Below are 26,521 nucleotides of genomic sequence, written 5' to 3' on the forward strand. Positions count from 1 at the left end.
GCCCAACATTATCTCAATCCTAACTTGATATGCTACAATTTATGAAATTGTTTTTACGCTCTTTTTCATTTGTCGTCATGATGTATCTCAGCCTGGCAGCGGGTGCAACCAGCATCGAAGTTTCGGGCGACGTTTCCGGAGTGTGGAATGTTGACACCGTGAAAGTGACCGGCGACATCAACATCCGGGAGGTGGAATCATTGTACATCAATCCGGGGGTTAAAGTGATCTTCCAGGGTGATTTTATGTTTAACATCAAAGGAAGGCTGCTGGCCGTTGGCTTGCCGGATCAACTTATTTACTTTACAAAAGCTGATACAACAGGTTTCCACAACGATACCATTCCGGGTGGCGGCTGGCTTGGCATAAGATACGAGGCGCTCAATCCGGCAGTGGATTCTTCAATGTTCAGCTATTGCTGGTTTGAATATGGGAAAGCCGTTCACGAAGATTCGTTGCTCAAATACGGAGGAGCGATTTGCATCAGGGATTTCTCGAAAATAGAGATCAGCCGTTGCCATTTCACGCAAAACAAAGCCATGGACAAGGGGGGCGCCATTTACCTGAAAAATGCGGATATCCTGCTTTTGCTCAACCAGTTCAGCAATAACATTGCCGGCGGCAGTAATCAGTTGTGGGGTTATGGCGGCGCCGTTTGCACGGACGACGGCGAGCCCATCATCATGCGAAACTCATTCGTGGGCAACTTGTCCACAGGGATTGGCGGAGCGCTCGCCGTAAGGTTCACCGATTGTCCGGTTTATTTCAACACGTTCACCCAAAACCAGAGCGCCATCGGAGGGGCAATGGGAGTGTTGCATGTCCCAGTTATCCGTCATGTGATCAGTAATAACCTTGTTTACGGCAATCTCGGCTATTTTTTCGGGGGAGGTGTTTCCAACAACAATTCCAGCCCGATCTGGGTAAACAATACGATTGTGTTTAATTCCTGTATGTCGTATGGTGGTGGATTTTACTGCAAAGACTCGATTAACCCGAAGGTTTATAATACAATCATCTGGGGAAATCAGGCAGGTGTTGGTACGCAGGTTTACCTTTGGGACAGTTTTGCGCAGGCGAGTTTTTACCACTGTGATGTTCAGGAGGGATGGGAAGGCTTTGCCGGTGCAGGCAGCGGCGGAGCGTATATTGGCGAATACATCAACAACATTGATGCTGACCCCATGTTCGAAAATATTGGAGAATCCATGTTTTGGTTAACCGAAACATCACCCTGTATCAACACCGGCATGCCCGACACCACCGGGTTGATGATTCCTGAAACTGACCTCGCGGGTAGTCCGCGATTCATAGGCCAAAACATTGATATGGGGGCTTATGAATATCAGTTCCCGATTGGAATTCAGGAACAGGCCATTTTTAATGACGCGGTGTTTTATGCCCCTTATCCAAATCCGGCTGCCGAAAATGTTACTTTTTCCTTTTACCTGTTGCAACCTGCCGAAGTCACGCTTTCGATCTGCAACACCTCCGGACAAATAGTAAAAACCTTCGCACCGGGAATTTTAAATAATGGCAAACATGAGTTTTCATGGCAAGTAGATGGCGAACAGGGTATGATGAAGCCGGGAGTATATACCTGCATACTTTCAGTTGGCACAAAAACTTTCGAACGGAAGGTGGTTATTTCAAGGTAGGAGTTATAATTTTTGATAAAGAGCAAGCCGTCACTTACGCGTTCTAGTCTGCCAACTTCCTCAATCATGAAACCTCCAGTCCAGTCCGAACTTGATTCCAAAGTCCTGCATCGGGTAATGTGGAACGGCGTAATAATCATATTCCTGGACGATAATGGATAGAATATTCTGGGCTTTCAGAAAGAACCGCGTCCTTTTCACTTTAAAGTTGATGAAAAAGTCGGCATGGATAAAACCTCCGGTTTCCCGCTCGTTCTGCAGATAAAAGGCACGCAGCGCAGGCATATAGCCATCGGCAAAATAGGGCGAATTGTAACGCAGATCAAACCCCGAACGGGTATCGAGCGCCCCTTTGACCAATTTCAAATTGAAAGTCATCGTGAGGTAAGCCATAAATTCCGGCAACCGGATGATGTCCTCCTGCGAAGACTTTTGGTAAACCGCTCTTCCGATGAGATCAAATTTCCCCACCCGCTCCCCTTTTTCAAAATAAGCCTTAAACACTTCAACTGATGATCCGTATTGTGCCGGAAGGGTATCAGCGCCGATGTACAGGTGGTTGTTGATGGTGGAGATGTCAACTCCGAGTTTCAATTTATCCTGGGTAATAAAGGCTGAGAGTTTGTTCGACAGCGTTTTGCTGAAATTGTTGTCCCATGCAAAATGGTTGGAAAAGTAATGCAGGTAGAAGTAAGGCGCCGCGTGGTTTGCAGTTTCGAAGCCAAAGTTAAAGGTAGTTCTGTACGTTTTTTTTCTTAAAATCTCGAGTTGGGCCAAACCAATGATCGAAAAATCGCCCTGGTACTCATCATCGGAAAGAATCAGGGAGGCGTTGCCTTCGAGATTAAACAGCGGGTGCGGGGTGAACCTGATTTCACCATGAGGTGTCAGATGGGTAAATGACTGGTTGACTAACGAATCCACAACCTTTGACAACTGGTGTTTAATCCCGAACAAAACGAGCAGCGGCTGTGGTTTCATGCGGTCGATATAGTCGGCATTTGACCACGCGAAAGCGATTTCAATCTTTTGAAAATACACCGAGTCATAAGTGTTGACCGAGTCAACATAAATGTTCTGATAGTAGCCCGATTGTGGATTCAGGTCGGAGTAAACCATCGCGTTCTTTTCATAATTGAAACTGTGCGAAAGTCTACCCAGCCTTAGCCTGAATCGCTCGTCGGGGATATAGCCCGAATCCTGCTTCGGCATTTCCTTTTTTGCTGAAATCTGGTAATATTGCTGCAAATAGACGCCGGCTTTCCGAATGGTATTTTGTGCATCACGCAGCCTGATATCGATGATTGAGCGGTCAGGCTCCAGGTTCATTTCGTACACCGAATCATATACGATCCCTCCGCTTTCCTGCACAATCACTTTATTGTTCGTGTAGTTGGCAATTACTCCATACTTCAGGTTATCGGTAAAATATTTCGCTTTAAAGGCCACCCTGCGGTTATTTGATTTTTGTCGCTGGTAGGTTCCTAACGAATTAATGTGTTCAAAGTCAACCCCAACGGATAATTTTCGGAAAACCTTTTGCTGATGACGCACATTCAGCATTTGTTCCTTGCTCGCGCCAAGAACAACATCCAGTTCAGTAAATGGCTTTGGATTGAGATAATATTTTATCTCTTCCTGCTGAAAAAGATAAGCGTCAAAAGTATTTATCCCGTAAGAAAAACCGGTAGGTCTGCTCACATTAAAATCGAGATCACGATAGGCCAAACCGGAATTTCCCAAAGTTGCATAAAACGGGATGCGGCTGTCGAGCCAGTTGTAAGCCTGAAAATCTACCAGGCTGGTATCATAGGAATTCAATCTGAGCGGACTTTGAAAATCGAGCCGGTTAAGGTAAAATACTGCTGCATTGGAATCGGCTGGATAAAACGTCGGGTTATAGATCTGCCCCGTAACAGACCCAGCGATCATCAGCGCTGTAAACAAAGCATAAAAATGAAATCTATTTCTCAACACCGGCTGCATTTAAGTTTCAGAGGTCAAAAATAGGTAAAATTCAACATTCACCTGATCTGGACTTTGTCACCTTTGAAACTCATTATTAACCAGATAATGTATATTTGCATCACCAAAAACTTTCCACATTGATTAACCCTGTTAAAATAGCTGGCTTAATTAAAACTGCTCTCCTCAGCAGAACGGTCATGGTTTTGGTAGTACTTTCTATGGTGTCCCTGCAGTTCCTGCAATCCCAGATTTCTGTAAAAGTAGCTGAAAACGAACGGATTAAGTTACAAGAAGAGATTAAATATACAGCAACCCTCATCGATAAAACACGCGATAGCAGGCAGATCACCCTATCTGATTTGTCGGTATTGCATGCCTCCATCAATTCCAGAAAAAAGTTGATTGAAAATTACCGGACTGAACAGGAGTCCCTTTATGATACGATTTTTACTACGCTGATTCAGCTCGATGCGCTGAATGAGGAGATCAAATTACTCAGGGAAGAATATGCACGAATGATCCTGGGTGCTTACCGGCAGGGAGACGCACGTCAGAGTCTCTTATACTTTTTTGCTGCTGACAATCTAAACCAGGTTTTTAACAGGCTAAACTGGTATCGGGCCTACACATCACACCGAAAGGAACAAATCCGTAACATCGAACGTGTTGAATCCTGTTATATCGCTGAGGCTGAAGTATTAGAGCAACGGCTTGAAAAAAATGAACTGCTGATAAAAGAATTATTCGCCGAAACACAACAATTGAATGGTGAAATCATGCGGAAAGACAGAGCGATTGCCGAACTCAGCAAAAAAGAAAAAGAACTTGCCAGGAAATATGACCAATTGAACCAGTTCAATCATTACCTGAAAATTAAGGTAGAGCAAGCAGTTAACGAAATGGATTCCAATTCCGGTGATGGAAGCCATTCCGAATCACCGGTTGTTAATGATCAGCAACTTTCTGAACTTTTTCAGCAAAACCTGGGCAAACTGCCCTGGCCATCAGAATTTGGAATTGTCACTTCACTGTTTGGCGAACATCAGCATCCTGACCTTCAACGGGTAAAGATAAAAAACAATGGGATTAATATGATTACCGGAGCAGGGTCGAAGGCAAGATCGGTTTTCGATGGTGTGGTGACCCGTGTGATGGAGGTCAGAAACTTTCATAAAGTGGTTATAATCAGACACGGAGAGTATCTGACTGTTTACTCCAACCTGGCTGATGCTTCAGTAAAGCCTGGAGATAGAATAAGTATCAGGCAGGAACTCGGGACGATCTTCACCAATGCTGAAACTGCCAGAACGGAACTGCATTTTGAACTTTGGAAAGGGAAGACACTCCTTGATCCGTTGCCCTGGCTTGTTAACCAGCAGGATGCCGTGCAATATTGCAAGTGAAATCAGGTTTTAACACATCATGGATCCCATGAGCAGCATTAAACCCTTTTACAGCATTACATTTTTCGATCAATAGTAATTTTGAGAATAAGCCACTCATAATCAAATTTTTGAATTCAAATTTAAAACTATTAACCCAACCGATTGTTCTCCTGTCAGAATTTATTTTTAAAAATACTTGACTTCTGCTTTCGTACACACTATATTTGCATCCTTTTTTAACAACATTATCTTTCTTTAACTCAATTAATCTATGAAATTATCGCAATTTAAATTTCACCTTCCCCCAGAACTAATTGCCCTTCAACCCACAGACAATCGTGACCAATGCCGGATGATGGTGCTTGACCGGAAAACACAAACCATCGAGCACAAGGTGTTTACCGACATCCTGAACTACTTTTCCGATGGGGATGTCATGGTATTGAACAACACAAAAGTTTTTCCGGCCAAACTGATGGGAATAAAAGAAAAGACCGGCGCCCGCATCGAAGTGTTCCTGTTGCGTGAACTGAACCAGGAAACCCGTTTGTGGGACGTGCTTGTTGATCCTGCACGAAAAATCAGGATTGGGAACAAACTCTATTTTGGCGATCAGGACGAACTGGTGGCCGAAGTCATTGACAACACCACATCGCGAGGCAGAACGCTCAGGTTCCTCTACGACGGTCCCTATCCCGAATTCAAGCGGATGTTACAGGCGATGGGAAAAACTCCCTTGCCAAAGACCATTAACCGCGATGTAAAACCGGAAGATGAGGAATGGTATCAAACCATTTTTGCCAAACATGAGGGCGCAGTTGCAGCCCCCACTGCCGGACTGCACTTCAGCCGCGAGTTGATGAAACGCCTCGAACTGGCTGGTGTCAACTTCGCTGAATTAACGCTGCATGCCGGTTTAGGCAATTTCCGCCAGATTGAAGTGGAAGATCTTTCAAAGCACAAAATGGATTCGGAGGATATGAGCGTTGATGAAATCTGTTCAGAAATCGTGAACAAGGCCAAAGACAACAAAAAGAAAGTTTGCGCTGTGGGAACCACCACAATGAAAGCCATGGAATCGGCACTTACCATTTCAGGGCATCTGAAACCGTTTAGCGGCTGGACCAACAAATTCATCTTCCCGCCTTACGAATTCCGCCTGGCCAACGCGATGGTTACCAACTTCCACCTTCCCGTGTCAAGCATGATGATGCTGGTATCTTCATTCTCAGGATACGAATTTTTGATGAAAGCATACAAAGAAGCCGTTCAGAAAAAATACAAGTTCTTCTCCTACGGCGATGCAATGCTGATATTGTAATAAAAAAGAGGCTGTATCAAAAGTCTTATCCCACGCAAAGAGCGCAAAGATTTCGCAAAGCACGCAAAGTGTAAGTACTTTAAAATAAATATTTTACGTTCTTTGCGTTTCATCTTAGCGACCTTTGCGTGAACCGTTTAAACTTTTGAGACAGCCTCTTTTTCGATACCCCAAAAAATGAAAAAGACAGTAATCATAGTGGCCGGTGGCATAGGGCTGAGGATGAACAGCGAAACGCCAAAGCAGTTTCTCGAAATTGCAGGCAAACCTATGCTGATGCATACAATCCTGAAGTTTTTTCATTTCGATCAAAAAATGAATATCGTCCTTGTGCTGCCGTTCGATCATATTGACACATGGAATAGGCTATGTTCGCAGCATCGTTTCACCATTCCACATCAAATTGAAACAGGCGGCAGCGAGCGTTTTTATTCGGTGAAAAAGGGACTTCAACATGCCATGCCCGGAGGCCTGGTGGCAATCCATGACGGTGTAAGGCCGCTGGTTCAGGAACAGTTAATCAAAGATAGTTTTGAAGCTGCAGCAAAGTTTGGAAGCGCCATACCTGTGATCCCTCCCGCCGAATCGCTCAGGAAAACAGAAGGCGAATCGAGTTATCCCGTTGACCGTGATTTGTTTCTTCTGGTACAAACACCTCAAACTTTCAAAACCGACCTTATTGCCGAGGCTTATGAAAGACCTTTTAAGCCGGAATTTACCGACGATGCCACGGTATTTGAAGCAGCAGGACATACCATCCACCTCATCCCCGGAGCACCCGAAAACATCAAGATCACCAGGCCTGCCGATCTGATCTACGCCGAAGCCATCCTGCATCAACAAACCGGCGCACAGGCCAAACGCTGAATTTCTGTTTACCTTCCTGCCAACTAACCAGTGTTTGCCAGAAAACACTCTAAATTGATTTTCAACGATTTAATTTCCCCGCCCTCCCGACCTTGTCGGGATAAATTCCGGGAGTAAATCGTTGAAAATCATTGCTCCCTTTAATATCTTATTTTTTAATTTTCTTGCTTTTTTTAGCAGAATTTTCAAATGTCAAAAGACAAAAGACAAATAAATTCCAAAATCAAATAAACAAATACAAAACATTTCCAGAGAGTTAGCTTTTTGTATTTTTTGTCATTAACTCCCAAAGCTTTGGGATGAGATTTATTTGTATTTTGATGTTTGATTTTTGTTATTTCTCGCTTGTCCAGGTTAGGGTTGGAGCAAACAATGATTTTCAACTTTAAGAGTTTTCTGGCAAACACTGACTATATTTGCACGGAATTAAACAATGAGAAGTTGGAAAATAAAACCGAACGGATAATTCTTGGCATTGACCCCGGCACAACAGTGATGGGCTATGGCGTAATCAGCGACAACGGCAGGGCGATGAAAATGCTGGCGATGGGCGTGCTCAAACTGTCGAAATTCAGCAGCCAGCCTTTGCGCCTGCGCAAAATCTTTGAGCGCACCCTCGCTTTGGTTGACCAGTATAAGCCCGATGAGTTCTCCATTGAAGCGCCATTTTACGGTAAAAATGTTCAATCCATGCTCAAACTCGGGCGCGCACAGGGTGTTGCCATGGCTGCAGCACTTTACCGCGACATCCCGATTTTTGAATATTCGCCCCTGCAAATCAAAAAGTCCATCACCGGCAACGGAAACGCTTCCAAAGAACAGGTGGCCGCCATGCTCGAAAACCTGCTCAAGTTTGGCAAAAACCCCGACACGCTCGACGCTACCGATGGCCTCGCCGCCGCCGTCTGTCATTATTTCAAACGCACAAAATCGCCCGAAGGCAAATCCTACACCGGCTGGAAGAGCTTCCTGACGGAGAACCCGGACAGAATTAAATGAACGAAATATGTTAAATAAAACATGAATTATACCTATGAAAACCAAATACTTCGTCGCCTGGTGGAACCTTGAAAACCTTTTTGATGTGTACAATTCGGCGAACCGCGATGCCTGGATGAAAAAAAAGCTGGAACCTGAACTGAAAGGCTGGACTGACAGCGTGTTGCAGCGGAAGATCAACAACCTTTGTTCGATCATCATGAAGATGAATAGCAATGCAGGTCCCGACCTGTTGGGAGTGTGCGAGGTCGAAAACAAGGCCGTCCTGGAGCGCCTGGTAGCCGGCTTGAATGCGCTGGGAAGGGATTACGGGATCGTTCATCACGACATGTCCGACAACCGGGGTATCGATCTAGCCTTTATCTACGATAAATCGAAATTCGTCTTTGAACAGTCGTTCTTCTACACTGTGCTGAGGCGCAACCCGACCCGCGATTTGTTCCAGGTGAATTTCATCACCACCAAAGGCAAACCGCTGATTGTCATCGGAAACCACTGGCCGGCGCGCTCTGCAGGGGTGTATGAGTCGGAACCTTACCGGATCATCGCTGCCGAAACGCTGAGTTACTGGCTGCAACGCATCACCGAGATCAGAGGGAGCGACATTCCGATCCTCGTTATGGGCGACTTCAACGACGAGCCATTTAACCGGTCCATCATGGATTATGCACTCTCATCAAACAACAGTACCAATGTGATTTTCGCCAGGTCAACACAACTTTTTAACCTGATGTGGCCTAAGCTGGGAAAGTCGGAAGGAACATTTTATTTTTCCAATTCACCAATGGTCATTGACCAGTTTATGGTGTCAAAAGAAATGATTAAAACCACTGGAAAATTCAGGGTAGCACAGGATGACGCGGGGGAATATCTGGTCAGAATCGAGATGTTCGGCGAAATGATCAGCGGGGGCAGGTACCCGAATCCCATCCCTTTCAGCCGCCCGGCAGAAAAGAGCAGGTACAATCCGAACGGCTTCAGCGATCACTATCCCATTTCGATTGTAATCGGGGAGTAATTTTGCCTATGAGAATTCTTCCGTATGACCCTCATAAGCTTGTTTACAAGCCAACGGTTACATTTATCATTGAGAATAGGGACATAGGCGCTTAGCTGACAAAACTAACTCCCGTACGTACGGGATTGTTTAGATTGTTAGAATTTTTAACTGCCCCTCCGATCAGGGCGCCTACTGATTCACGAATGAATTTTCTCTTGGCCAGCTAAAAGTTTTTACTCTGCGGTTCTTTGCGCCTTCTAAGCGTAACTCTGTGGTAAAAAAACATGAGGTTAAACCGCAGAGAGCCGCAGAGTTTTTACGCAGAGAGCCGCAAAGCTGCAACTTGATAATCCCCGACGGGCTTTTCTCTCACAGGGAGAAATTTTAGAGGCTAACGGATTGGCAATATGAAACGGTTGGGTTTTCGGGCTGCAAACTTCCTGACTTGTGACGCTTAGCAATTTTTACAAAAAAATGATTCATAAAATGCTGATTATGTGTATTTTAATTAATAAAAAAACGAAAATTACCGCACTAAGTATCGTTTTTCTATTTTTTCTGCTTAGTAACATAAATTTGCTGTTAAGTACTTGAGAATCTCCTAAACAAAATTTATTCTTTTTTTTTCATTTAGGCAATTCTCAAGAACTTTAGCCCTCAAATACGAAAAACAATGGGGTGTAGTACCGCACTAAATGTCACAACTCAGGAAAACTAACTCCCGTACGTACGGGATTGTTTAGATTGTTAGAATTTTTAACTGCCCCTCCGATCAGGGCGCCTACTGATTCACGAATGAAATTTCTCTTGGCCAGCTAAAAGTTTTTACTCTGCGGTTCTTTGCGCCTTCTTAGCGTATCTCTGCGGTAAAAAAACATGAGGTTAAACCGCAGAGAGCCGCAGAGTTTTTACGCAGAGAGCCGCAAAGCTGCAACTTGATAATCCCCGACGGGTTTTCTCTCACAGGGAGAAATTTAGAGGCTAACGGATTGGCAATATGAAACGGTTGGGTTTTCGGGCTGCAAACTTGTCCACCAACAAGAATAAAGCGGGAACAAAACGCTCAAACCACTGAACCCCAAATGTTTTTTATTGTATCTTTCTTTTGGTAAGGATACTATTTTAAAAATGATTTTCTTGTTCCTCTTGAGGCACTGGCGCCTTTAATATTTCCTCCTCCCCAGGTCAAACCAGATTTACGTTCTCTGAACGGTGAATTGTTCATTCCCCACCCCTTAGTTTCTGAATCTCCTTTCTCTGAACGAACAGACTTTCTATCCGTTTCTTTATGTGCATCAATGATTTTATCAATCTTTTTATCAGAAAGATATCTTTCAATAATGATCAGGGGTAGAAAAATAATGAATAGTAAAACTAACCCAAGTATTAGCAATACGTTGTTCAAAAGAAATTCCAGCATTATTCCGATAATTCCCAACACCAAAAGAAGTGTTCCTGTTATTCCTGAAAGATAAATTGCTGTTTTCATAATTTTCGATGTCTGTTAAAATGGTGCATAAAGTTTGGCAGCTGCAAGAAGTTGGCGATTTCGAAGCACTTCACTGTCAATACTCCACAAAAGTTTATGCGAGTTAGAATGTTCAATTAACCACGTCACCCGCCATTGTGCCAAACGCCTGTTGTGGCTTCGTTGTTCTTTCATCCGTTTCAAATTCTTTCAATGTCTTGCCATCTTTTGATTTCCATTCTGTCAGTCCGTTTGCATTCCGTCCCATCACCATAACTGCTGCGGTCGAAGGGCTGCTGAAAATATAGTCGTCCGTAAATTCCAAATACTCACCTTTGTCAGTTAAAACTCCTTCGTCAATGAGTTTTTGTCTATATGTGATGAAATTTGGAGTCATTGAGTTTACAATAGTTGCTGCTGCTTTTGAACCTTTAAAAACTACAAAGCCGTCTGAACTTGGCTCTCCTTGTCCGTCCGCTCCGCGTGCTGCTTTTACAAAAAATGTTGCTGTTTTTTGCTTTGTTTTAAATTCTCTTTTCTCGTCAAATACTTTGTGTCCTAAAGTGTTTACAAGCATTTTGATATATTCAATGAATTCTTCCATTTCTGCTCTGTCAGATTCAGAAATTGAGGATTGAGTCGGTATAATAAAGTTGTCAACTTTATAGCGATTTGCTGATTTTGCAATTTCGTGTAGTCTGTTCTCCAAATATTTTATGTGGGCTTTGTTTAAATTTTCGTCTTTGCTTATAAAAACTATGGTTTCATTCCAAAAGTCCTTTGAAGTCAATTGTTGATTTAGTCTTTTTAAAATTGATTCCGCTTCTCCGATGTAAACTTGATCTTTCCCGTCATCATCTTTCCCAAAAAGTAGATAAACACCAGTGCTTGTCAAGTCGTCACGGTCGGAACAGTCTTTTACTTTTATTCTTGGAATTTTATATGCTTTCCCTGACCAGTTGGAAAGTTCACAACTCATCCGTCCGTTGGGGTCACCATCTATAAGAAATATTTTTATTGTTTTACCGAATTTCATTCTTTGTTGCATGTCGTTTTACAATGAGCCATAACTAGTAAATATCCTAATCAACCTGTCACTTTTTGCCATAAATCTTCTCTTCCAAATTGACTGACTTGAACAGACTCAGCCTCACTTCCAACCTTTTCACCCGCCACAAGTGGATTATGTTCCGTTGCACCTGGCATTGGTAAGGCGTTACCGGCTGGTGGCACAGTAACTATGGGCGCAGTGAAGCGGCTGTTTTGCAGGCCGGGCGCTGGCATTGGAAAATTGATGATGATCCGGTAATCAGTGCAGGCAGGCTGTATGGCGCAGAGTAAAGGCATTACCGGTGTTTAGTTTTATGGGCAAATGTAACAATTTTCCGTTATGCAAATTTTTACTCTTTTTTTTGAGGGGTTCAGACACCTCAATTAATTTAATCTAAACTCAACAAGAAAATAGAACACGGATTACACAGATGATACGGATTTACACCGATCTGTGAAAATCAGTTGAATCCGCGTCATCCGTGTGCAAATTTTTTGAATGATGATGAACAAAAATTGATAAGTAACAAATTGCAATCTTAATACTTACTCCAACTCACTGATATAATTGAAGTTGATCAGGCATTCTCTGTGGTACTCTGTGCCTTTTCTCTGTTACTCTGTGCTACAGCTATAAATGTTGTTGCACAACCTGTCACTCCCATGCGGGAAAGTTTCACAAAGAAAACAAAGTACCTAACCTGAATAAACCAGAAATTACTCCAAAGGAGTACTGCGGACAAAATTCAATAAACAAATCTCTCCATAGGAGTCCTTTGGACAAATAAAACTCTCCATAGGAGTCCTTTGGACAATGTTCAAAGGATCAAAAATCCAAACAGTGAAAGCAGCCCTGCCTGCGTCACCCTGCCTGACTGCGTCACGCAGGCAGGGCAGTCTGGCAGGGTGACGCAGTCTGGCAGGAATGAATGTAGACCCGTTTGGTAGTTGAATTTTTCAAATTTCGTATTTATTTGTCTTTTGTCCGTAGGTCTCCTTTGGAGACATTTGTCATTTTCCTATGGATGCCTTCGGCAGAAAATTCTGCCAAAAAAAGCAAGAAATTGGAAAAAAGGATATTAATTGGACCCCTTAAAATAATAATTCCTACCTTTAACCCGGCGTCTTCGGATGCTTTCTTACTTTTGCAAACAGATCACTCATTCACTTTTCAAAAAAAAATATTGATCATGATTACCCGTCTCATCAAAATTGCATTGTGCACCGGCTTCCTGGCCATTCTTTCAACGTTTAACCTCCTTGCACAGCGCACAGGCGATATTGTGGAAATCTTTGGCAAGGACAAAGTGGAAAGTATCGAAGAAGGCAATGTAGTCCACAAGTTCACCAAAGCTTATGTGTTGCGGAATGCCATGGTTCCCGGCATGTTGACCGGCACACAGGATATTGTTTTCTGGCAGATGGCAGTGAACCGCTTTGAACGTCCTGAAGCGGGAAAGCCATTAAGCGACCGGTATAAAGAAAGTTCCAGTCCATTGCAATGGGAACTTTTAGCAGTAGATTCGACAGGTTATTTCAAAGGGGATCTGGGCAGGGCTTATGTTTACACCGAACTGGACTCACCGGAGGAACGCATTGCCCTCCTCGATGCAACCGGGCATACAAGGGTTTTCATCAATGGCATGCCACACGAGGGCGACCATTACGATTATGGTTACACCCTGATCCCCTTCCGTTTGAAAAATGGATTGAACCAGTTTGTTTATACTTTTGGTCGTTTTGGAAGGGTGAGTGCAGCAGTCGTGATTCCGGATAAAGAGCTGCAGTTTACACACCGGGACATGACCCTGCCTTCAGTGATCAGAGGCGAAATAGAGGAAAAATGGGGCGCCATCCGGGTTGTAAATGCCTCGGATAAATCGGTAAAAGGATTGAGCATTCATTGCACACTCGAAACCGGTGAGACAGCTATCTATAAAACCGACGACATCATGCCCCTATCTGTCAGAAAAGTAAAATTCAGGATTCCCGGAACAATACAGCCACTCCCGGCCGACACCCTGATGGCTACCCTCGTTCTTGCAGATGAAAATGGAAAAGAAATTGACCGCACTACAATCAAACTCAAGGTCACAGATGCCGGGCGTCACCACGAAAGAACATTCATCAGCCAAATTGATGGCAGTGTGCAGTACTTTAGCATAGCTCCCTCACTTTCAGATGCAGACGGACAGGCGCTGGTTCTATCGGTGCACGGCGCTTCGGTGGAAGCCACCAACCAGGCAAGAGCCTATAAGCAAAAGGACTGGGCACACATCGTTGCCCCCACAAACCGGCGTCCTTTTGGGTTCAACTGGGAAGAGTGGGGGAGGATGGATGCCCTTGAGGTCTTGCACGAGGGGAGAAAATTGTTCAATACCGATACGTCGCGCACCTATCTCACCGGTCACTCGATGGGAGGGCACGGTTCGTGGTTCCTGGGCGCCACCTACCCCGACAAATGGGCTGCAATGGCGCCATGTGCCGGTTATCCCGACATCATCGGGTACCGCCGCGACGGATCAGACACTGCCATTAAAAACAATCCTCACTTTGGAATGATTTGTCGCAGCGCGCTGGCCGGAAGGACTGTTGATCTGGCCAGGAACTACCTGCAATCCGGCGTGTATGTATTGCATGGCGGCGCCGATGGCGTGGTGTCGGTCGAGCAGGCGCGGAGGATGAGAGGGGTGCTGGGCGGGTTTCACAACAACTTTGCTTATTATGAGTACCCCGGAGGCTCGCACTGGTATGGCGACCACAGTATGGACTGGCCTCCATTGTTCGATTTCCTCAGGCAAAATACAATCCCTCAAACCAAAGATGTCCGGGAAATTGAATTCATTACCGCTTCACCGGCTGTTTCTGCCTCCAACTATTGGATCCGGATCAATCAGCAGGTAGTCCCTTATGAACATTCGACCATCAAAGCCATCAGGCAAAACGATACGATCCAGGTCAATTCAGGAAATGTCAGGAACTTAACGTTGCTGTTGTCTCTGCTTGAATTTTCGTCCAACCCGGTGATTGTCATTGATGAACAGGTAATCAACGCTCAGGGCGCTGAAGATATTCACCTTAAAATGGAAAATGGTCAATGGAATTTAATTCCTGAACTGAATTTCTCGGAAAAGCATCCCGGTCGCAGTGGTGGTTTCAAACTGGCATTCACCAACCATGTCCTTTTTGTTTATGCCACGCACGGAAGCGAACTGGAAAACCAATGGTGGATGAACAAAGCGCGTTATGATGCCGAAACTTTCCTCTATCGGGGAAACAGTTCAGTGGATGTGATTGCTGACAAGGATTTTTCGCCTGAAAGTTACCCTGACCGCAATGTAATCATCTACGGCAACTCCGAAAACAACAGCGCATGGCCTATATTGCTTGCTGATTGCCCTGTTCAGGTGGGTAATGACTGGATAAGATTTGGATCTGATATTTTAGAAGGTGGAAATCTTGCGGCTTATTTTCTCTTTCCCCGTCCTGATAGCGACTTTGCCTCCGTGGGTGTTATTTCCGGAACGGGTGCTGAAGGCATGAAAGCGGCATTTGGAAACGAATACTTCTCCGGGATAACAGGGTACCCCGACCTGCTGATATTTAATACCGACTGGATCAAAGATGGCCTGGACGGAGTGAAAGTTTCCGGTTTCTTTGGAAATCAATGGGACATCGAAACCGGGGAATTCAGGATTTCCTGGTTCTGATTCCTTTTTTTCCGTCTTTTAAACGTATTGATGGTTAATGAATTAGTAAGGATAAACCATCAATCGTTTTCACTTAACATTAACTTAACACAAGGTTAACTTTGGCTTAATCAAAAAGCGAAAATGCCGGTGTATTTTTGCCGCAAATAATTCATACTATGAAATACCTGATAATTCTTGCGTCTTTAGTTATAGCATTCTATGCAAACTCAGCCTCACCTGCTGTTGAGGGCGGAAAAACAGAAAAAGCCGGCACTGTAAAACCTGCAGCTGTTTTTACGATGACCGGTAGTGTGATTGATATGGAAACCGGCGAAAAGCTTGCCGGCTCAAAAATCGAAATTGAAGAGTCCGGAGTTAGCATTTTTACTGACATCAACGGTAACTTTTCCATCCCCCAATTAGAACCAGGGAACTATACACTAAAAGTTTCGTATATTTCCTACGAAGAGAAAGAGTTGGCAAGCCAGATCATCAGTGATGGCAAGGAAATGACCATTTCGCTCAAACCGCTCTAAGCAAGCGTCCAAAATCCAAATAAATTTGATGAACCGGTTATCTTGATTGAGTGACCGGTTTTTGTTTTAGCAGCAAAATGATTGTTGCGGAACATTGGGTATTGATTTGGTTACCCGTCAAATTTTTTGCAACTCAACACGTTGATAGTCTGTTTTTTAATAAATTGAATCAAATAATCGCAAAACTTAATATTAAGTTAATGTTAACTTAACATTAATTTTTAATTATCTTTGCGCATCTAATCACTTAAAGCAGGGGGTAAAAATGAAAAAATATCTTGTAATTCTGAGCATGATGCTTGCAATCCCCATGATTTCACTCTCACAGGGTATTGTTGAAAAAGACGGCTATTATTATCAAGATGGCCAGTTGTATTCCGGTACATTTTATGAGTATTTTGATAATGGAACCATAAAATCAGAGTTTCTCATTGTTGATGGTTTGAAAGACGGATTGTCGTTTATTTATTTTGAAAATGGCACCAAAAAGGAACAATGGTCATTCAAGGCAGGAAAAAAAGACGGCACCTGGCTCACCTGGGATGAGAATAAGACGCTGACAGCAGAAGCCAATTTTAAAGATGGCCTGAAACACGGTAGTTGGTACGTTTGGGATTCGAATGGAATTAAGCGCTATGAAATATTTTACGAAAACGGGAAAAAAAGCGGGAACTGGCTGATGTGGGATGAGCAGGGCAACCTTGCCGAATCAAAGAACTACGATTAGTTCAAGGTAATTGATACTAAGGAAAAAGCCCTGATGTCGAAGAAACATCAGGGCTTTTACATTTTATCAAATACGCCTGTCTCGAAAGCACAAAATGTCAATCAGAGGTTGTAACTGATCCCTACTCCAAAGCTGATACTATAGTTAAAACTGCTGTAAATCTGGTCTGCAGCTTCATATGATTTGTAGTAGCTCACCATTTTTTGATTGAGCATGTTTGAGACTTTAAAATCAATGATTGTCCGGTTTTCTTTTCCAATTCTTTTGTTCAGGCTGAAGTTTAAACTATGAAACGGCTCCATGTAAATATCGGGAAAAAGCCCAGCTCCCACGATGGAAAGGGTAGAGCCTTTTACATTGTAAAACAACCCTGCGTCAAGCCCCCTGTCAGGATCAGCATAAGTTAATCCAGCGTTGATTACATAGGGTGATTGACCTGCCATTACCCTTGTATCTTTTATGTCTTCGCCGGTTTTTTGGTAGGTCTTCCGTGAATTGTATTCTGTGCTTGTCATGTCAATTTTGGAATACACATAGGTAAAGTTCCCGTTGAAATTGATCTTCTCAAGTGAGGGTGATAAAAAACCAAGATTTTTTCTCAGTTCTAATTCAAGACCATAGAGCTGTCCGTCTCCCACATTACGGGGCTGGTATTCGGTGCTGGTTTGCTGCTCAGGAATTCTCACCAACTCAATCGGGTTGTCAAACATCTTATAAAATGCGCTCACTGAGTACATTTGCCCTTTTTCCCGGAACCACTCCCACCTGAGGTCAAAATTATCGATCCTGGTCTCAGTCAACTGTCCATCCCAATCTGAATAAGTGAACAAACTTCCGTTAAAAATACGGTTGGAAAGCGGGTCCAGGATTTGTGCGAACGAAAGCTCTTTAAACGAAGGCCTGGCAATGGTTCTTGAGTAAGAGCCTCTCAGATTTTGTGATGGATTGACTTCATAAATCAGGTTCACTGAAGGAAACAAATCGGTGGATTCGAGCACTTTGTCATTGTCGAGATTCTTACCGTTTTCCAGGTCACCCCCTGCATAAATCTGGTCGCGCCCGGTATGGCGTTGCACATAATTTTCAACCCGCAGTCCCAGGATGGTTTTCAATTTTGGGGTCACATACATTTCATTGGAAATGTAGGCGGCCATATTGTTTACATTCGACGCATAAGCATTTGGATTGGGGTCGTTATTTCCCGATTGGTAATAAATGCTGTTTGGTTTGTTGGGATAAAGGTTAACAGGGTCTAAAACCGTATTTGGATCAGGGTTTGACCAGGACTGGCTGCCAAAAAACTGAATATCAAAAAAGAGAATTTCATAGTCGCGTTTTTTGTAATTATGCGCCAGCCCAAACTTCAGCCTGGCCTCACTTGATGAAACCTGGTATTTTCTGGTAATATCAACTTTTGCGGTGGTATTTATTTCATTGAGCGACCGCCAGATGCGTGAAGGATTTCCACCCGCGCCGGCACTGAAAAGGGTGTCCATGTTGCGGTAGGTGAAGGCTGTTTTCCTGATGTCCGGATCTTCGGAAGTTGAGAGGGTAGGGGATAACCGCCAATCGAGTTCCCATCCCGAATTTTTCAACACATGCACGCCATTGAGCAAAATATTGGTTAGTGACCGCTGGTTGTATTCAAGGTTATCAGAACCGGCCAGGTAGCCTGATTGACCAACTGCTTCGCCATTGTTATCAATTTGGAACTGGCCGGCCCGGCTTTCACCATTTTGCAAATGCATGGCCGTAAATTTCAATTTGGTAAACTTGTTTTTATAGGCTATTCCCCCCAAAGCACCGATGAGTACATTTTGCTCACCGATTTGTCCATTCTGTATCGTGGCGTAGCGCATTTCGTAAAGGTCAGGATCAATATATCGCTGATACTCGCTGAAAATCACATCGTCGTAGTACTTTGTTTCATTTTTATAGGACAAAGAAAAAATGTAACCTAACTTTGGGTCCTTCGTCGTTTGATTTTTCTCGTTTCCAACGTCAATCTGGTCTCCGATGGAGAAGCCAAAACTATAATCCATCAAACTGTTTTGACTTTTTGCCCCCAACTGTTGGTCAAAACTGGTAATAAAATCGACCACTTCCTGCTGCGGAGCCCCACTGATTGGCGTAGGGATATTTGGCTCTGTAGCTCTTTGCGGTATTGCCCGGGTTCCATCATCAAAACCAAGAAAATCGGTGGCACCTCCATCGTAGGCCAGGTAATCGGGATTAAAATGCATGGCCGGATTGACGGTAAGCCCGAGAGAGAGGGAAATGATTTTCCGCTCAGGAAAATCTTTGGTTTCGATATTTAACATACCCCCGGTAAAATCGGCGGGTAATTCGGCAGTAAAATTTTTACTGACCATAATATTGTCAATCAGATTCGATGGGAAAATGTCCATCTGGAGGCTGTTTCTGTCGGGATCAAGTCCGGGAATATCCACATTATTCAGCATTGTTTTTGAGTACCGGTCGCCCAATCCCCTGACATAAACGTATTTCCCGTCCTCAACCGAAACCCCTGTAACGCGTTTGGCAGCCTCAACGGCAGTTGCATCGCCGATCAGTTTTATTTGAGATGAAGAAATTCCATCAAGCATAGTTGCCGATTTCTTTTTCATGGTCAGCATGGCGGCCTCATTGGTCCTGATTGCCTCTGCTTTGATTACGATCTCAGTGAGTTCCATCGAACTTTCTTTCATAAGGATATCAGGAATGACTGTAACATCATTGGCTTTGACTTTTACAGCCTCAATAACCATTGTTTGGAAGGAAATATAGGAAAACTGGATATCATGAGTTCCCTCTGCCACTTCAAGTGTAAATTTCCCGTCAAGATCGGTGGTTGTTCCATTTAGTGTTCCTTTAACCAGCACAGTGACACCGACGAGTGACTCGCCGGTTCCTTCTTCAAACACCGTACCCCGGACTTTTCCTTTTTGAGCAACTAAACTGCTGGTGATGAGGGCTGCAAACAAAAGCAAGAGCGTTTTCTTCATACTTTTTTTAGAATAATTAACTGCAAATTTTTTAAACAAGAAACAGACTCTCAAATAAATATGAGAGTCTGTTTATAAAAAACGGGTTCTTATGATGTGAAAATAGATGCTTACAATCCGGTGAGTTTACCATAGGCGGCAGCCCATGTCCAACCCAATACTGATACATCAGCCCTTGGTGAACCACCTGCTGTAACTCCGGCTGGGATATCACCATTAACATGACTTTGTAAATCACCGGGGGCAACATTAAGTTCGATGCCTTCGAAACCAACACCTACAGCAGTTACGCGGTTGATTTGCTGCCCGGCTGTGATAGCTGTGAAATAGATGTTTTGCAGGGCTACAATGGAGTTGTTATCCACATTGATCAAATCCTCGGATGTCCTTCCGAATTCTGCGTCACTGCAAACTACGGTACCATTTTTAATGGTGTGACCTGCAGCAAAGGATCCTTCAGGTCCATCAAGTTCGAAGTTATGTCCGGCTGGAGCAATGACCACAAAATTATCCAAAGTTCCGGACCATGACTGGTCAGTATCAATGCCATCATCATTTACATTCCAAACCACTACATTTTTCACGTTTACCGCACCGCCAAACCATTCGATACCATCATCCTGATTGGCGATCACCTCCACATTTTCGATCACTGTTCCACTGCCTACGCCACCCAGGGTAAGGCCGTTAATTTCGTTACCGGATCCAATATTTGTACCTCCATGGCGAATGGAGATGTATTTAATTACACCTGAATTGTCTGGGTCATCATTTCCGCCATAAAGGCCATTTGGATCAGAGGTAGGGATACCTTCGATCTGAACTTCACTTACGTCGCCATTTTCGTTGGATGCAGAAATACGGGCTTTGCCCAAAATGAGCAGACCACCCCACAGGCCATCAATATCCGGATCGAGGTTTGGGCTGGCTATTTCGCCCGGCATAATTTCGTCGGCCACTGAAGTGAAAATGATGGGTTGATCGGCAGTCCCTTCAGCCATCAGTTTACCACCGCGGGCAATCAACAGTGCAGTAGCATTGGCGCCTGTGCCGGCTTCACCTTTTACCACAACACCTTTTTGAATGGTAAGTGTGGCGCCCGAAACCACAGCAATGCGGCTTTTCAGAATGTAAACTTTACCGGTTTCCCATGTTTCATCCTGGGTGATGTTTGAACTGACTTCAAAAACTGTTTGCTCGGCAACTACCGTAATTACGGCGGTAGCGTCATCGGTTTTTGACTGGTTGTCGGTAACATTTAAAACCACCGACCCGGCTCCTGCCTGGGTACCTGCTGTGAAAGTTACAACAACACTGCCATTGGTGGCGCCTGCCGTACCATCGGTTTTTACTGTTGCAGCACCATTTACTGCCGTAACGGTTGAGGATTTGAATCCACCCGGTGCGGTGAAGGTAAATGTTAAATCCACACTCTCACCTGCAACAACGTCCTGATTTGCGGGGGCTGTTACAGTTGGGCCATCCAACACAGGGTCATCTTCGTCATTATCACATGCCACGAAAGTAAAGCTAATCATCAATGCCATGAAAAGCATGGCCAACATTTTTACACTGATCTTTTTCATCTTTTGGTAATCTTTTAATTGTTTATTTTGAATTAAATAATTTGAAATTCTCTGCAAAAAAACTTCGGCAAAATTCTATCAACAAACCGGATTGTTTGTTAAATTGCTGTTAAGTTACAATTAATATTAGGTTAACAGAAACCAAAATTCAGTGTAATGAATTTAAGATGAGTTATTTGCGGGACATAATGCAAATAAAGATGATGAAGCTATCTCGGAAGTCCTGATTTATTCTGAAATCTTCTAAACCGAACTGAAAGACTTATAAAACAGCCTCTAAAATTGAAGTTGAGAGCTTTTATTTTGTAGAGTTAGGCAGAAATAAACCCGGATTTTGGTAGTTCGGATTTTTTTAGAAAGGAAAAGTCAAGTTGGTAAATTGAGTAATCAAAAAAAATGTTCGTTATGTTTTCCTGTTCTTCCTGTTTCTCCGCCAACGCCTGATGCGCGACACGATATCATAGGTAATTCTTGCCGTATTGATCACCATTGCGGGGTTATTGATCATGCCCTGGATCACATCATTTTTTATATCAATCGTTTGGATCTCCTCCCAAAACTTCCGGGTGTTTTTAATGATCTTTTCTTCTTTCACCCTGATCTCTGATCTAAGGTACAGTTTGCGGTACCGCAAATCCTCAATGGTTTTAATCTTCATCTTTTTCATCTTCGGCAGGGTTTGAGTTTTTATTGAGGAGATCTTCTTCTTCTTCTTCAAAAATGCCAATAATTCCTTTCAACAAAGGGTCAAGGAAAATCTGCTTCCTCAGCATGTAAAGGATCACTCCGATGATCAGGTAGAAAACGGCTATAATGATATACCCCAGGGATTCACTGCCGGTTAACGATCCTAACCAGCCAACCAGGGCCAAAGAGACGAAAAGCAGAAAGAAAAACAAAAGCATGGTCAGGATCATCAGAACAGAGACCCGGGATAGCACCTTGGCCATTCGCTCAATGACAATCAACGAAAACAACTCTGTTTTAAGATCAACATATTGCTTTATGTTTTCTACAGTTTTATGCAGATGTTTTTCAATTTTTTCCTTGTCCATTGAAGTAAATTTAAATCATGAAAAGAACGTCCAAAAAGACAACCGGTTAACCTTAATCCGATTGTCTTTTTGGACTTGACTTGTTTTTGCTGATATTCAACTTATCAGGCTTCTTTTTCTTTTTTGTGCACTTTTTCCTTCAGGTCTTCTACTTTCTCTTTGACATGGCCTAAAGACTCGTTGAAATAGTCTTTCATTTCATCCATTTTGTCGTAAAGATCGTCTTTGAGATCCTCGGCTTTTTTGGCAATTTTTTTTCGTGTAACTTCACCTTTATCCGGTGCATAAAGGATTCCGAGTGCTGCGCCGATGGCTGCACCGCTTAACAATCCGATCAGAAAACTACTTGATGATTTCATAATAAAATTAGTTTAAATTGATAATGTGGCAAATATACTCAAAAAAAGAGATAAATCAAGGGTAATGAGCATTAAAAGGTGTTAAATATTGCGGGTCAACCGTTGAACGATCCTGATTTGACTGAAAAACTCCTTGGCTATGATCCTTAAAACGGTATAAACAGGAATAGCGAGGATCATCCCGGTAATACCAGCCAGGCTGCCGGCAATAAGAATTACAAGATAAATTTCTACCGGGTGTGCCTTAACACTGTTAGAGTAAATTAGTGGCTGAAGTACCAGGTTATCAATGAGATTGGCGCCGGCAAATACTGCAAAAACAATGAAAGCCAGGTAAATGATCTCGTTGTACATTCCAAAACTCAGAATGGTTGAAACAGCGAGGAGTGCTCCAACAATAGCACCAATAATAGGTCCGAGGTAGGGAATGATGTTCATTAGTCCGCCGAAAAAGCCGATCAGCAGTGCATTTTGTATTCCAAACAGGGACAGCCCGATTGATATCAGCGTCATCATGGTGGTAACTTCGATGGCAATTCCGATAAAATAGCGGGTGAGCAGGCGCTTGGTCTGAAACATGATATTTTGCACCTCATGCTGATGTTTGACGGGGGTAAGTGTGTCTACAATGTCGTTGAGCAGGTGAACATCCTTGATAAAGAAGAACGTGAGAAAAAGAATGGAAAAGACGGCGATAAATACAGAGCCTGTGAGCCCAACCAATGAAGAAACGGTATCGGAAAAGGAGGCAAAATTCAGAAAAGAGTTGACCTGTTCCTGCAGCAATTGTTTCAACGCTTCGTTTTGATTGAGTAATCGATATTTCTTTAATATAGTTTCAAATTCGAGCAGTGGAGCCTCCAGAGAGTGGCTTAACGAAGTAAAATCAATCGTCGAAATCACGGTCGCCTGTCTTGCAATGAGTGGGACAACCATTCCGGCAAACATCAGCGCCAGGAAGATCAGCAGCAGGATGGTTAAAACAGCACTGAGTGCAGGGGGCATGGTAAACCTGCCGATCCGGATTGAATTTAAGAATTTTACCAGAGGCCGTCCGATTACCGATAACACCGCTGCCACAAGAATGTAAAAGACAATATTTGAGAACCTCCAGATCAGGAAGGCAAGGATCAATCCTGCAATGATACCTCCGGCTATTTTCCAGGCTTTGTTCACAACAAATCGGATTTTTAGGTGATACAAATCATTGACAAATGTAAACAAATTCGGGAATTACCAAAACTTGTCTTAAAACAAAAGATTTAGTGTTAACCGGTAAGTGAAATTATCAGGTAACGAAGGCAGGTGATAGTAGCCATAGCGGTAAAAAACGCCAACGCCAAGTGTATAAAATCCCGGCATCCTGAGCAGATTATTTAACATCACCCCCGACTCACAGTAGATTTGCTCCATGGTGTCGAAATCAACGTTGGTGTGCAGTTCGGGATTGGAGAGTGTTCCAATCCCAAAGTTGGAAGCTACGGCAAATTCAGGGCTGAAACGTTTGGTTCGCATCAGTAACTTGCCAAAGTTGTATGTATAAAAAGCGTAAAGGTATTTGTCGGATAAAAATTCGTTAACGGGCATGGTCACAAAAGCATCCTGTGCGTAAATGGAAAATGTCCTGTAGGCGCCTCTGCCATTGTAAAGATTGGTGTAGGGGATCGGTTTATCCACATAACCGGCCATGAGGTTCAGTTTTGATTCACCCAGGAATTTGAAATATTTGCGGCTTTCGATTTTTAGGTCAAACTTGTTGTAACTGAATTGTCCGTCCAGCAGGTTGTCAATCCCCCGTGTGTAATTAAATCTGACGACCGGAAATTTCGTTCCGAGCGAGATTCTTGCATCGGGCATTTCGAGGAATTTTTCTTTAAACGCAAACCGGAATCCTGCAGAAATTTCCGTAAAGGTGAAATCGTCGTGAAAGACTGCTTCATCTTGTTCATTAGGGGGCATCTGGAATTGGTAACCGTTAACGGGCATTTTCTTTTCGTTGGCCATCTGGAGGTTCATGGTAGCATATCGCAGTGCCCGGAAACTGAGTGCAGCCTGCATCCGCCTGGATTTATCCATCCTGTTGATGAAGAAGTTGCGGAATGCTGATGGTGTAAAGGCGTTGTTTTTATCGTCAAAAAAGGTTACGCCACCGGTTTCGGTTACATAATCAGCATAACTTAACCTGAGCTTTACCTCCCTGTAGCGGTCGAGGGTAATGCCCAGGTTGCCGCCATATTTTGCCGCCTTATCCCCAAAACCATAACCCCAAAATCCACCCAACTCAATGACCTGAGAAAACTTTTGGTTGGTGATCAATCCCAAACCAAGATAAAACCCTTCGTACCGGTTGTATTTTGCGATTTTTGTCAGATCAATGTCCACAGCCCCAACCGGAATCCTGTTATTGATCAGGGATTTAAAAGTTTGAGCTTTCCGGTCCAGGTTGGCTTCTTTGCCGATGCTGTCGATGTAAGCGTACGTATTTTTAGCCCGATCCGAAAGGGAGTCTCCCCGGTATTCAATCCAGAAAGTTTCATTGCGGTCGCCGGCATTAGGATGCATTTCGATCGAAATTTGGTTGAACTGCCTTTTGACCAGTTCCGGGTTGAGTTCAATATCACTGATGTAGCTTTTGCTGCGCCCAACCGGTGCGTAATTGTTTACCCTGACATTGTTGAAAACGATATCGGTATTCAACTGCACCGGAAACCAACGCTTGCCATCGATCAACCCGTACATCTGCTGAATCCTGATCGTTAATCCCTGCTCGCTGCGCGCCGGTTCAGCTATTACATTCTGAATGGCCCATCCGGTGGAATTTATCGAAAGAACTCCGGTCAGACCGTCGAATGTGGTTCCTTCGCGGGGCTTGAACGAAATGATGAAAACCGTATCAAGGCGGGCTGTAAATGTTGTGTCTTCGATGTTGTAGGAATATTTTCGGAGGCTTCCCGTCGAGATCGGATTGATGTAATTCTTATCGCTGATCCGGATCATTTCATTGTAAAATGAGGTGGACTGCAGTTGTGAGCTGAGGAACAGGAAAACAGGGTCTTTGAACCCGGAAATTCTTGTAGCCAGCACCTTCTCATGGTTGCGGTCCGGCGCCAGGAATTTGCGCTCTGATACGGTTTCCGTCATAAAAAAATCCTTGTCCCTGATGTACTCGCGCAGCCTGATCTCGCTTGAATCTGAGGGTGTGACCTCTGTTTGCTGTAAATCAACCGTGTCTACAGTAAAAATCATCACATCATAGGAGGTGTAAGCAAAAGAGGTGAGTTTTTCGGGATCGTTCCGGTCGCGGTTTTCGATCACCTTGCGGATGATGCGGTGTGCAGGGTTTTCACCGGCGATGATCACCACCTCCTGCAATTCGACCGACGAGCGCTCAAGGTGGATCGAAAGATAGGAATGTTGGTTGGAAATGGTGTAGGTCAAAGGTTTATATCCAACGTAGGAGAGACGGAGCGTTTGAATTTCCTCATTCGAAACAATCGAAAACTTCCCGTCAATGTCGGTGGCTGTTCCGATATTCCGGTCGTTGGTAACGATATTTACAAAAACCAGCGTGCGACCGGTTTCGGCATCATACACTGTTCCTGAACACCTGTACTCCTGCCCCCATCCTGCTTTGACCAGGAGAATCAGAAGAAAAATGATGTAAAACGGCGATCGAAGCGACTTCATGTAAAGACAGCATTTTCGGATGAGGTAAAAGAACGGCTTCTCCCGCATAATGTGACATTAAGGGTAAAGTTTTTCGTTGTTGATGTGGCGGGTGCTGTCGCGACTGGTCTTTTTAATCAGGTTTCTTTCGAGGGCCTCGGTCAAATCCACGCCGGTTT

General features: G+C 43.7%; 20 protein-coding genes. 9 read left to right on the forward strand and 11 right to left on the reverse strand.

The genetic code is table 11. From position 1 onward, the window contains the following. The first annotated feature begins 29 nt into the window (after window positions 1-29). Complete coding sequence (locus IH598_00860) at window positions 30-1,658, forward strand: T9SS type A sorting domain-containing protein (GenBank protein ID MBE0637052.1); 1,629 nt, start codon at window positions 30-32, stop codon at window positions 1,656-1,658. Window positions 1,659-1,718: 60 nt separating this feature from the next. Here IH598_00860 and IH598_00865 read toward each other — a convergent pair whose 3' ends face one another. Then, window positions 1,719-3,632 carry a hypothetical protein gene (locus IH598_00865; GenBank protein MBE0637053.1) on the reverse strand — a complete coding sequence of 638 codons (1,914 nt, stop codon included), beginning with the start codon at window positions 3,630-3,632 and terminating at the stop codon, window positions 1,719-1,721. Between the two features lie 191 nt (window positions 3,633-3,823). On the opposite strand from IH598_00865, the gene IH598_00870 reads away from it, so the two are divergent. From IH598_00870 to IH598_00890, 5 genes are all read left to right on the forward strand, one after another. After that, window positions 3,824-5,029, forward strand: coding sequence for a peptidoglycan DD-metalloendopeptidase family protein (locus IH598_00870; protein ID MBE0637054.1), 1,206 nt, complete (start codon window positions 3,824-3,826; stop codon window positions 5,027-5,029). A 253-nt stretch (window positions 5,030-5,282) separates the two neighbouring features. Further along, window positions 5,283-6,332: a tRNA preQ1(34) S-adenosylmethionine ribosyltransferase-isomerase QueA gene (queA, locus tag IH598_00875; protein MBE0637055.1), complete on the forward strand. Its 1,050-nt coding sequence runs from the start codon at window positions 5,283-5,285 to the stop codon at window positions 6,330-6,332. 177 nt (window positions 6,333-6,509) lie between these two features. Further along, window positions 6,510-7,199: a 2-C-methyl-D-erythritol 4-phosphate cytidylyltransferase gene (locus IH598_00880; GenBank protein ID MBE0637056.1), complete on the forward strand. Its 690-nt coding sequence runs from the start codon at window positions 6,510-6,512 to the stop codon at window positions 7,197-7,199. A 372-nt stretch (window positions 7,200-7,571) separates the two neighbouring features. Beyond that, window positions 7,572-8,198: a crossover junction endodeoxyribonuclease RuvC gene (gene ruvC / locus IH598_00885; GenBank protein ID MBE0637057.1), complete on the forward strand. Its 627-nt coding sequence runs from the start codon at window positions 7,572-7,574 to the stop codon at window positions 8,196-8,198. Window positions 8,199-8,232: 34 nt separating this feature from the next. Beyond that, window positions 8,233-9,216: an endonuclease/exonuclease/phosphatase gene (locus IH598_00890; protein ID MBE0637058.1), complete on the forward strand. Its 984-nt coding sequence runs from the start codon at window positions 8,233-8,235 to the stop codon at window positions 9,214-9,216. A gap of 1,099 nt (window positions 9,217-10,315) precedes the next feature. Here IH598_00890 and IH598_00895 read toward each other — a convergent pair. The 3 genes from IH598_00895 to IH598_00905 form a co-directional block, all read right to left on the reverse strand. Next, a complete protein-coding gene (locus tag IH598_00895; protein ID MBE0637059.1) occupies window positions 10,316-10,687 on the reverse strand; it encodes a hypothetical protein in 372 nt (123 codons plus the stop codon). A gap of 112 nt (window positions 10,688-10,799) precedes the next feature. Then, window positions 10,800-11,702, reverse strand: a complete 903-nt coding sequence (locus IH598_00900) for a GIY-YIG nuclease family protein (protein ID MBE0637060.1) — start codon at window positions 11,700-11,702, stop codon at window positions 10,800-10,802. Between the two features lie 50 nt (window positions 11,703-11,752). Continuing rightward, a complete protein-coding gene (locus IH598_00905; protein ID MBE0637061.1) occupies window positions 11,753-12,013 on the reverse strand; it encodes a hypothetical protein in 261 nt (86 codons plus the stop codon). An 893-nt stretch (window positions 12,014-12,906) separates the two neighbouring features. Between IH598_00905 and IH598_00910 the strand changes: the two genes are divergently transcribed. The 3 genes from IH598_00910 to IH598_00920 all read left to right on the forward strand — a co-directional run bounded on the left by IH598_00910 (window position 12,907) and on the right by IH598_00920 (window position 16,671). Next, window positions 12,907-15,426: a prolyl oligopeptidase family serine peptidase gene (locus tag IH598_00910; GenBank protein MBE0637062.1), complete on the forward strand. Its 2,520-nt coding sequence runs from the start codon at window positions 12,907-12,909 to the stop codon at window positions 15,424-15,426. A 158-nt stretch (window positions 15,427-15,584) separates the two neighbouring features. Then, window positions 15,585-15,944, forward strand: coding sequence for a carboxypeptidase-like regulatory domain-containing protein (locus tag IH598_00915; protein MBE0637063.1), 360 nt, complete (start codon window positions 15,585-15,587; stop codon window positions 15,942-15,944). Between the two features lie 295 nt (window positions 15,945-16,239). After that, a complete protein-coding gene (locus IH598_00920; GenBank protein ID MBE0637064.1) occupies window positions 16,240-16,671 on the forward strand; it encodes a toxin-antitoxin system YwqK family antitoxin in 432 nt (143 codons plus the stop codon). A gap of 101 nt (window positions 16,672-16,772) precedes the next feature. Here IH598_00920 and IH598_00925 read toward each other — a convergent pair whose 3' ends face one another. The 7 genes from IH598_00925 to IH598_00955 all read right to left on the reverse strand — a co-directional run bounded on the left by IH598_00925 (window position 16,773) and on the right by IH598_00955 (window position 26,363). Further along, window positions 16,773-19,676, reverse strand: a complete 2,904-nt coding sequence (locus tag IH598_00925; GenBank protein MBE0637065.1) for a TonB-dependent receptor — start codon at window positions 19,674-19,676, stop codon at window positions 16,773-16,775. A gap of 110 nt (window positions 19,677-19,786) precedes the next feature. Next, entirely contained in the window at window positions 19,787-21,241 is a 1,455-nt protein-coding gene (locus IH598_00930; protein ID MBE0637066.1) for a hypothetical protein, read from the reverse strand. A gap of 424 nt (window positions 21,242-21,665) precedes the next feature. Then, complete coding sequence (locus IH598_00935; protein ID MBE0637067.1) at window positions 21,666-21,929, reverse strand: hypothetical protein; 264 nt, start codon at window positions 21,927-21,929, stop codon at window positions 21,666-21,668. After that, window positions 21,910-22,317, reverse strand: coding sequence for a hypothetical protein (locus IH598_00940; GenBank protein MBE0637068.1), 408 nt, complete (start codon window positions 22,315-22,317; stop codon window positions 21,910-21,912). The genes IH598_00935 and IH598_00940 overlap by 20 nt, the downstream gene beginning before the upstream one ends. A 104-nt stretch (window positions 22,318-22,421) precedes the next feature. Beyond that, window positions 22,422-22,676, reverse strand: coding sequence for a YtxH domain-containing protein (locus IH598_00945; GenBank protein ID MBE0637069.1), 255 nt, complete (start codon window positions 22,674-22,676; stop codon window positions 22,422-22,424). Between the two features lie 81 nt (window positions 22,677-22,757). Next, a complete protein-coding gene (locus IH598_00950) occupies window positions 22,758-23,852 on the reverse strand; it encodes an AI-2E family transporter (protein ID MBE0637070.1) in 1,095 nt (364 codons plus the stop codon). 72 nt (window positions 23,853-23,924) lie between these two features. Next, entirely contained in the window at window positions 23,925-26,363 is a 2,439-nt protein-coding gene (locus IH598_00955; protein ID MBE0637071.1) for a carboxypeptidase-like regulatory domain-containing protein, read from the reverse strand. Window positions 26,364-26,521 lie beyond the last annotated feature (158 nt).

This window comes from Bacteroidales bacterium, assembly GCA_014860585.1.
Taxonomy (GTDB): Bacteria; Bacteroidota; Bacteroidia; order Bacteroidales; family 4484-276; genus RZYY01.

What these genes read in the sequence shown, in the direction of transcription:
- IH598_00860 (MBE0637052.1), top strand. Translation starts at nt 30, where the DNA reads ATGCTACAATTTATGAAATTGTTTTTACGCTCTTTTTCATTTGTCGTC.
- IH598_00905 (MBE0637061.1), bottom strand. Translation starts at nt 12,013, where the DNA reads ATGCCTTTACTCTGCGCCATACAGCCTGCCTGCACTGATTACCGGATC.
- IH598_00945 (MBE0637069.1), bottom strand. Translation starts at nt 22,676, where the DNA reads ATGAAATCATCAAGTAGTTTTCTGATCGGATTGTTAAGCGGTGCAGCC.
- IH598_00940 (MBE0637068.1), bottom strand. Translation starts at nt 22,317, where the DNA reads ATGGACAAGGAAAAAATTGAAAAACATCTGCATAAAACTGTAGAAAAC.
- IH598_00925 (MBE0637065.1), bottom strand. Translation starts at nt 19,676, where the DNA reads ATGAAGAAAACGCTCTTGCTTTTGTTTGCAGCCCTCATCACCAGCAGT.
- IH598_00935 (MBE0637067.1), bottom strand. Translation starts at nt 21,929, where the DNA reads ATGAAAAAGATGAAGATTAAAACCATTGAGGATTTGCGGTACCGCAAA.
- IH598_00910 (MBE0637062.1), top strand. Translation starts at nt 12,907, where the DNA reads ATGATTACCCGTCTCATCAAAATTGCATTGTGCACCGGCTTCCTGGCC.
- IH598_00895 (MBE0637059.1), bottom strand. Translation starts at nt 10,687, where the DNA reads ATGAAAACAGCAATTTATCTTTCAGGAATAACAGGAACACTTCTTTTG.
- queA (MBE0637055.1), top strand. Translation starts at nt 5,283, where the DNA reads ATGAAATTATCGCAATTTAAATTTCACCTTCCCCCAGAACTAATTGCC.
- IH598_00890 (MBE0637058.1), top strand. Translation starts at nt 8,233, where the DNA reads ATGAAAACCAAATACTTCGTCGCCTGGTGGAACCTTGAAAACCTTTTT.
- IH598_00915 (MBE0637063.1), top strand. Translation starts at nt 15,585, where the DNA reads ATGAAATACCTGATAATTCTTGCGTCTTTAGTTATAGCATTCTATGCA.
- IH598_00920 (MBE0637064.1), top strand. Translation starts at nt 16,240, where the DNA reads ATGCTTGCAATCCCCATGATTTCACTCTCACAGGGTATTGTTGAAAAA.
- ruvC (MBE0637057.1), top strand. Translation starts at nt 7,572, where the DNA reads ATGATTTTCAACTTTAAGAGTTTTCTGGCAAACACTGACTATATTTGC.
- IH598_00930 (MBE0637066.1), bottom strand. Translation starts at nt 21,241, where the DNA reads ATGTTGGCCATGCTTTTCATGGCATTGATGATTAGCTTTACTTTCGTG.
- IH598_00955 (MBE0637071.1), bottom strand. Translation starts at nt 26,363, where the DNA reads ATGAAGTCGCTTCGATCGCCGTTTTACATCATTTTTCTTCTGATTCTC.
- IH598_00870 (MBE0637054.1), top strand. Translation starts at nt 3,824, where the DNA reads ATGGTTTTGGTAGTACTTTCTATGGTGTCCCTGCAGTTCCTGCAATCC.
- IH598_00880 (MBE0637056.1), top strand. Translation starts at nt 6,510, where the DNA reads ATGAAAAAGACAGTAATCATAGTGGCCGGTGGCATAGGGCTGAGGATG.
- IH598_00900 (MBE0637060.1), bottom strand. Translation starts at nt 11,702, where the DNA reads ATGAAATTCGGTAAAACAATAAAAATATTTCTTATAGATGGTGACCCC.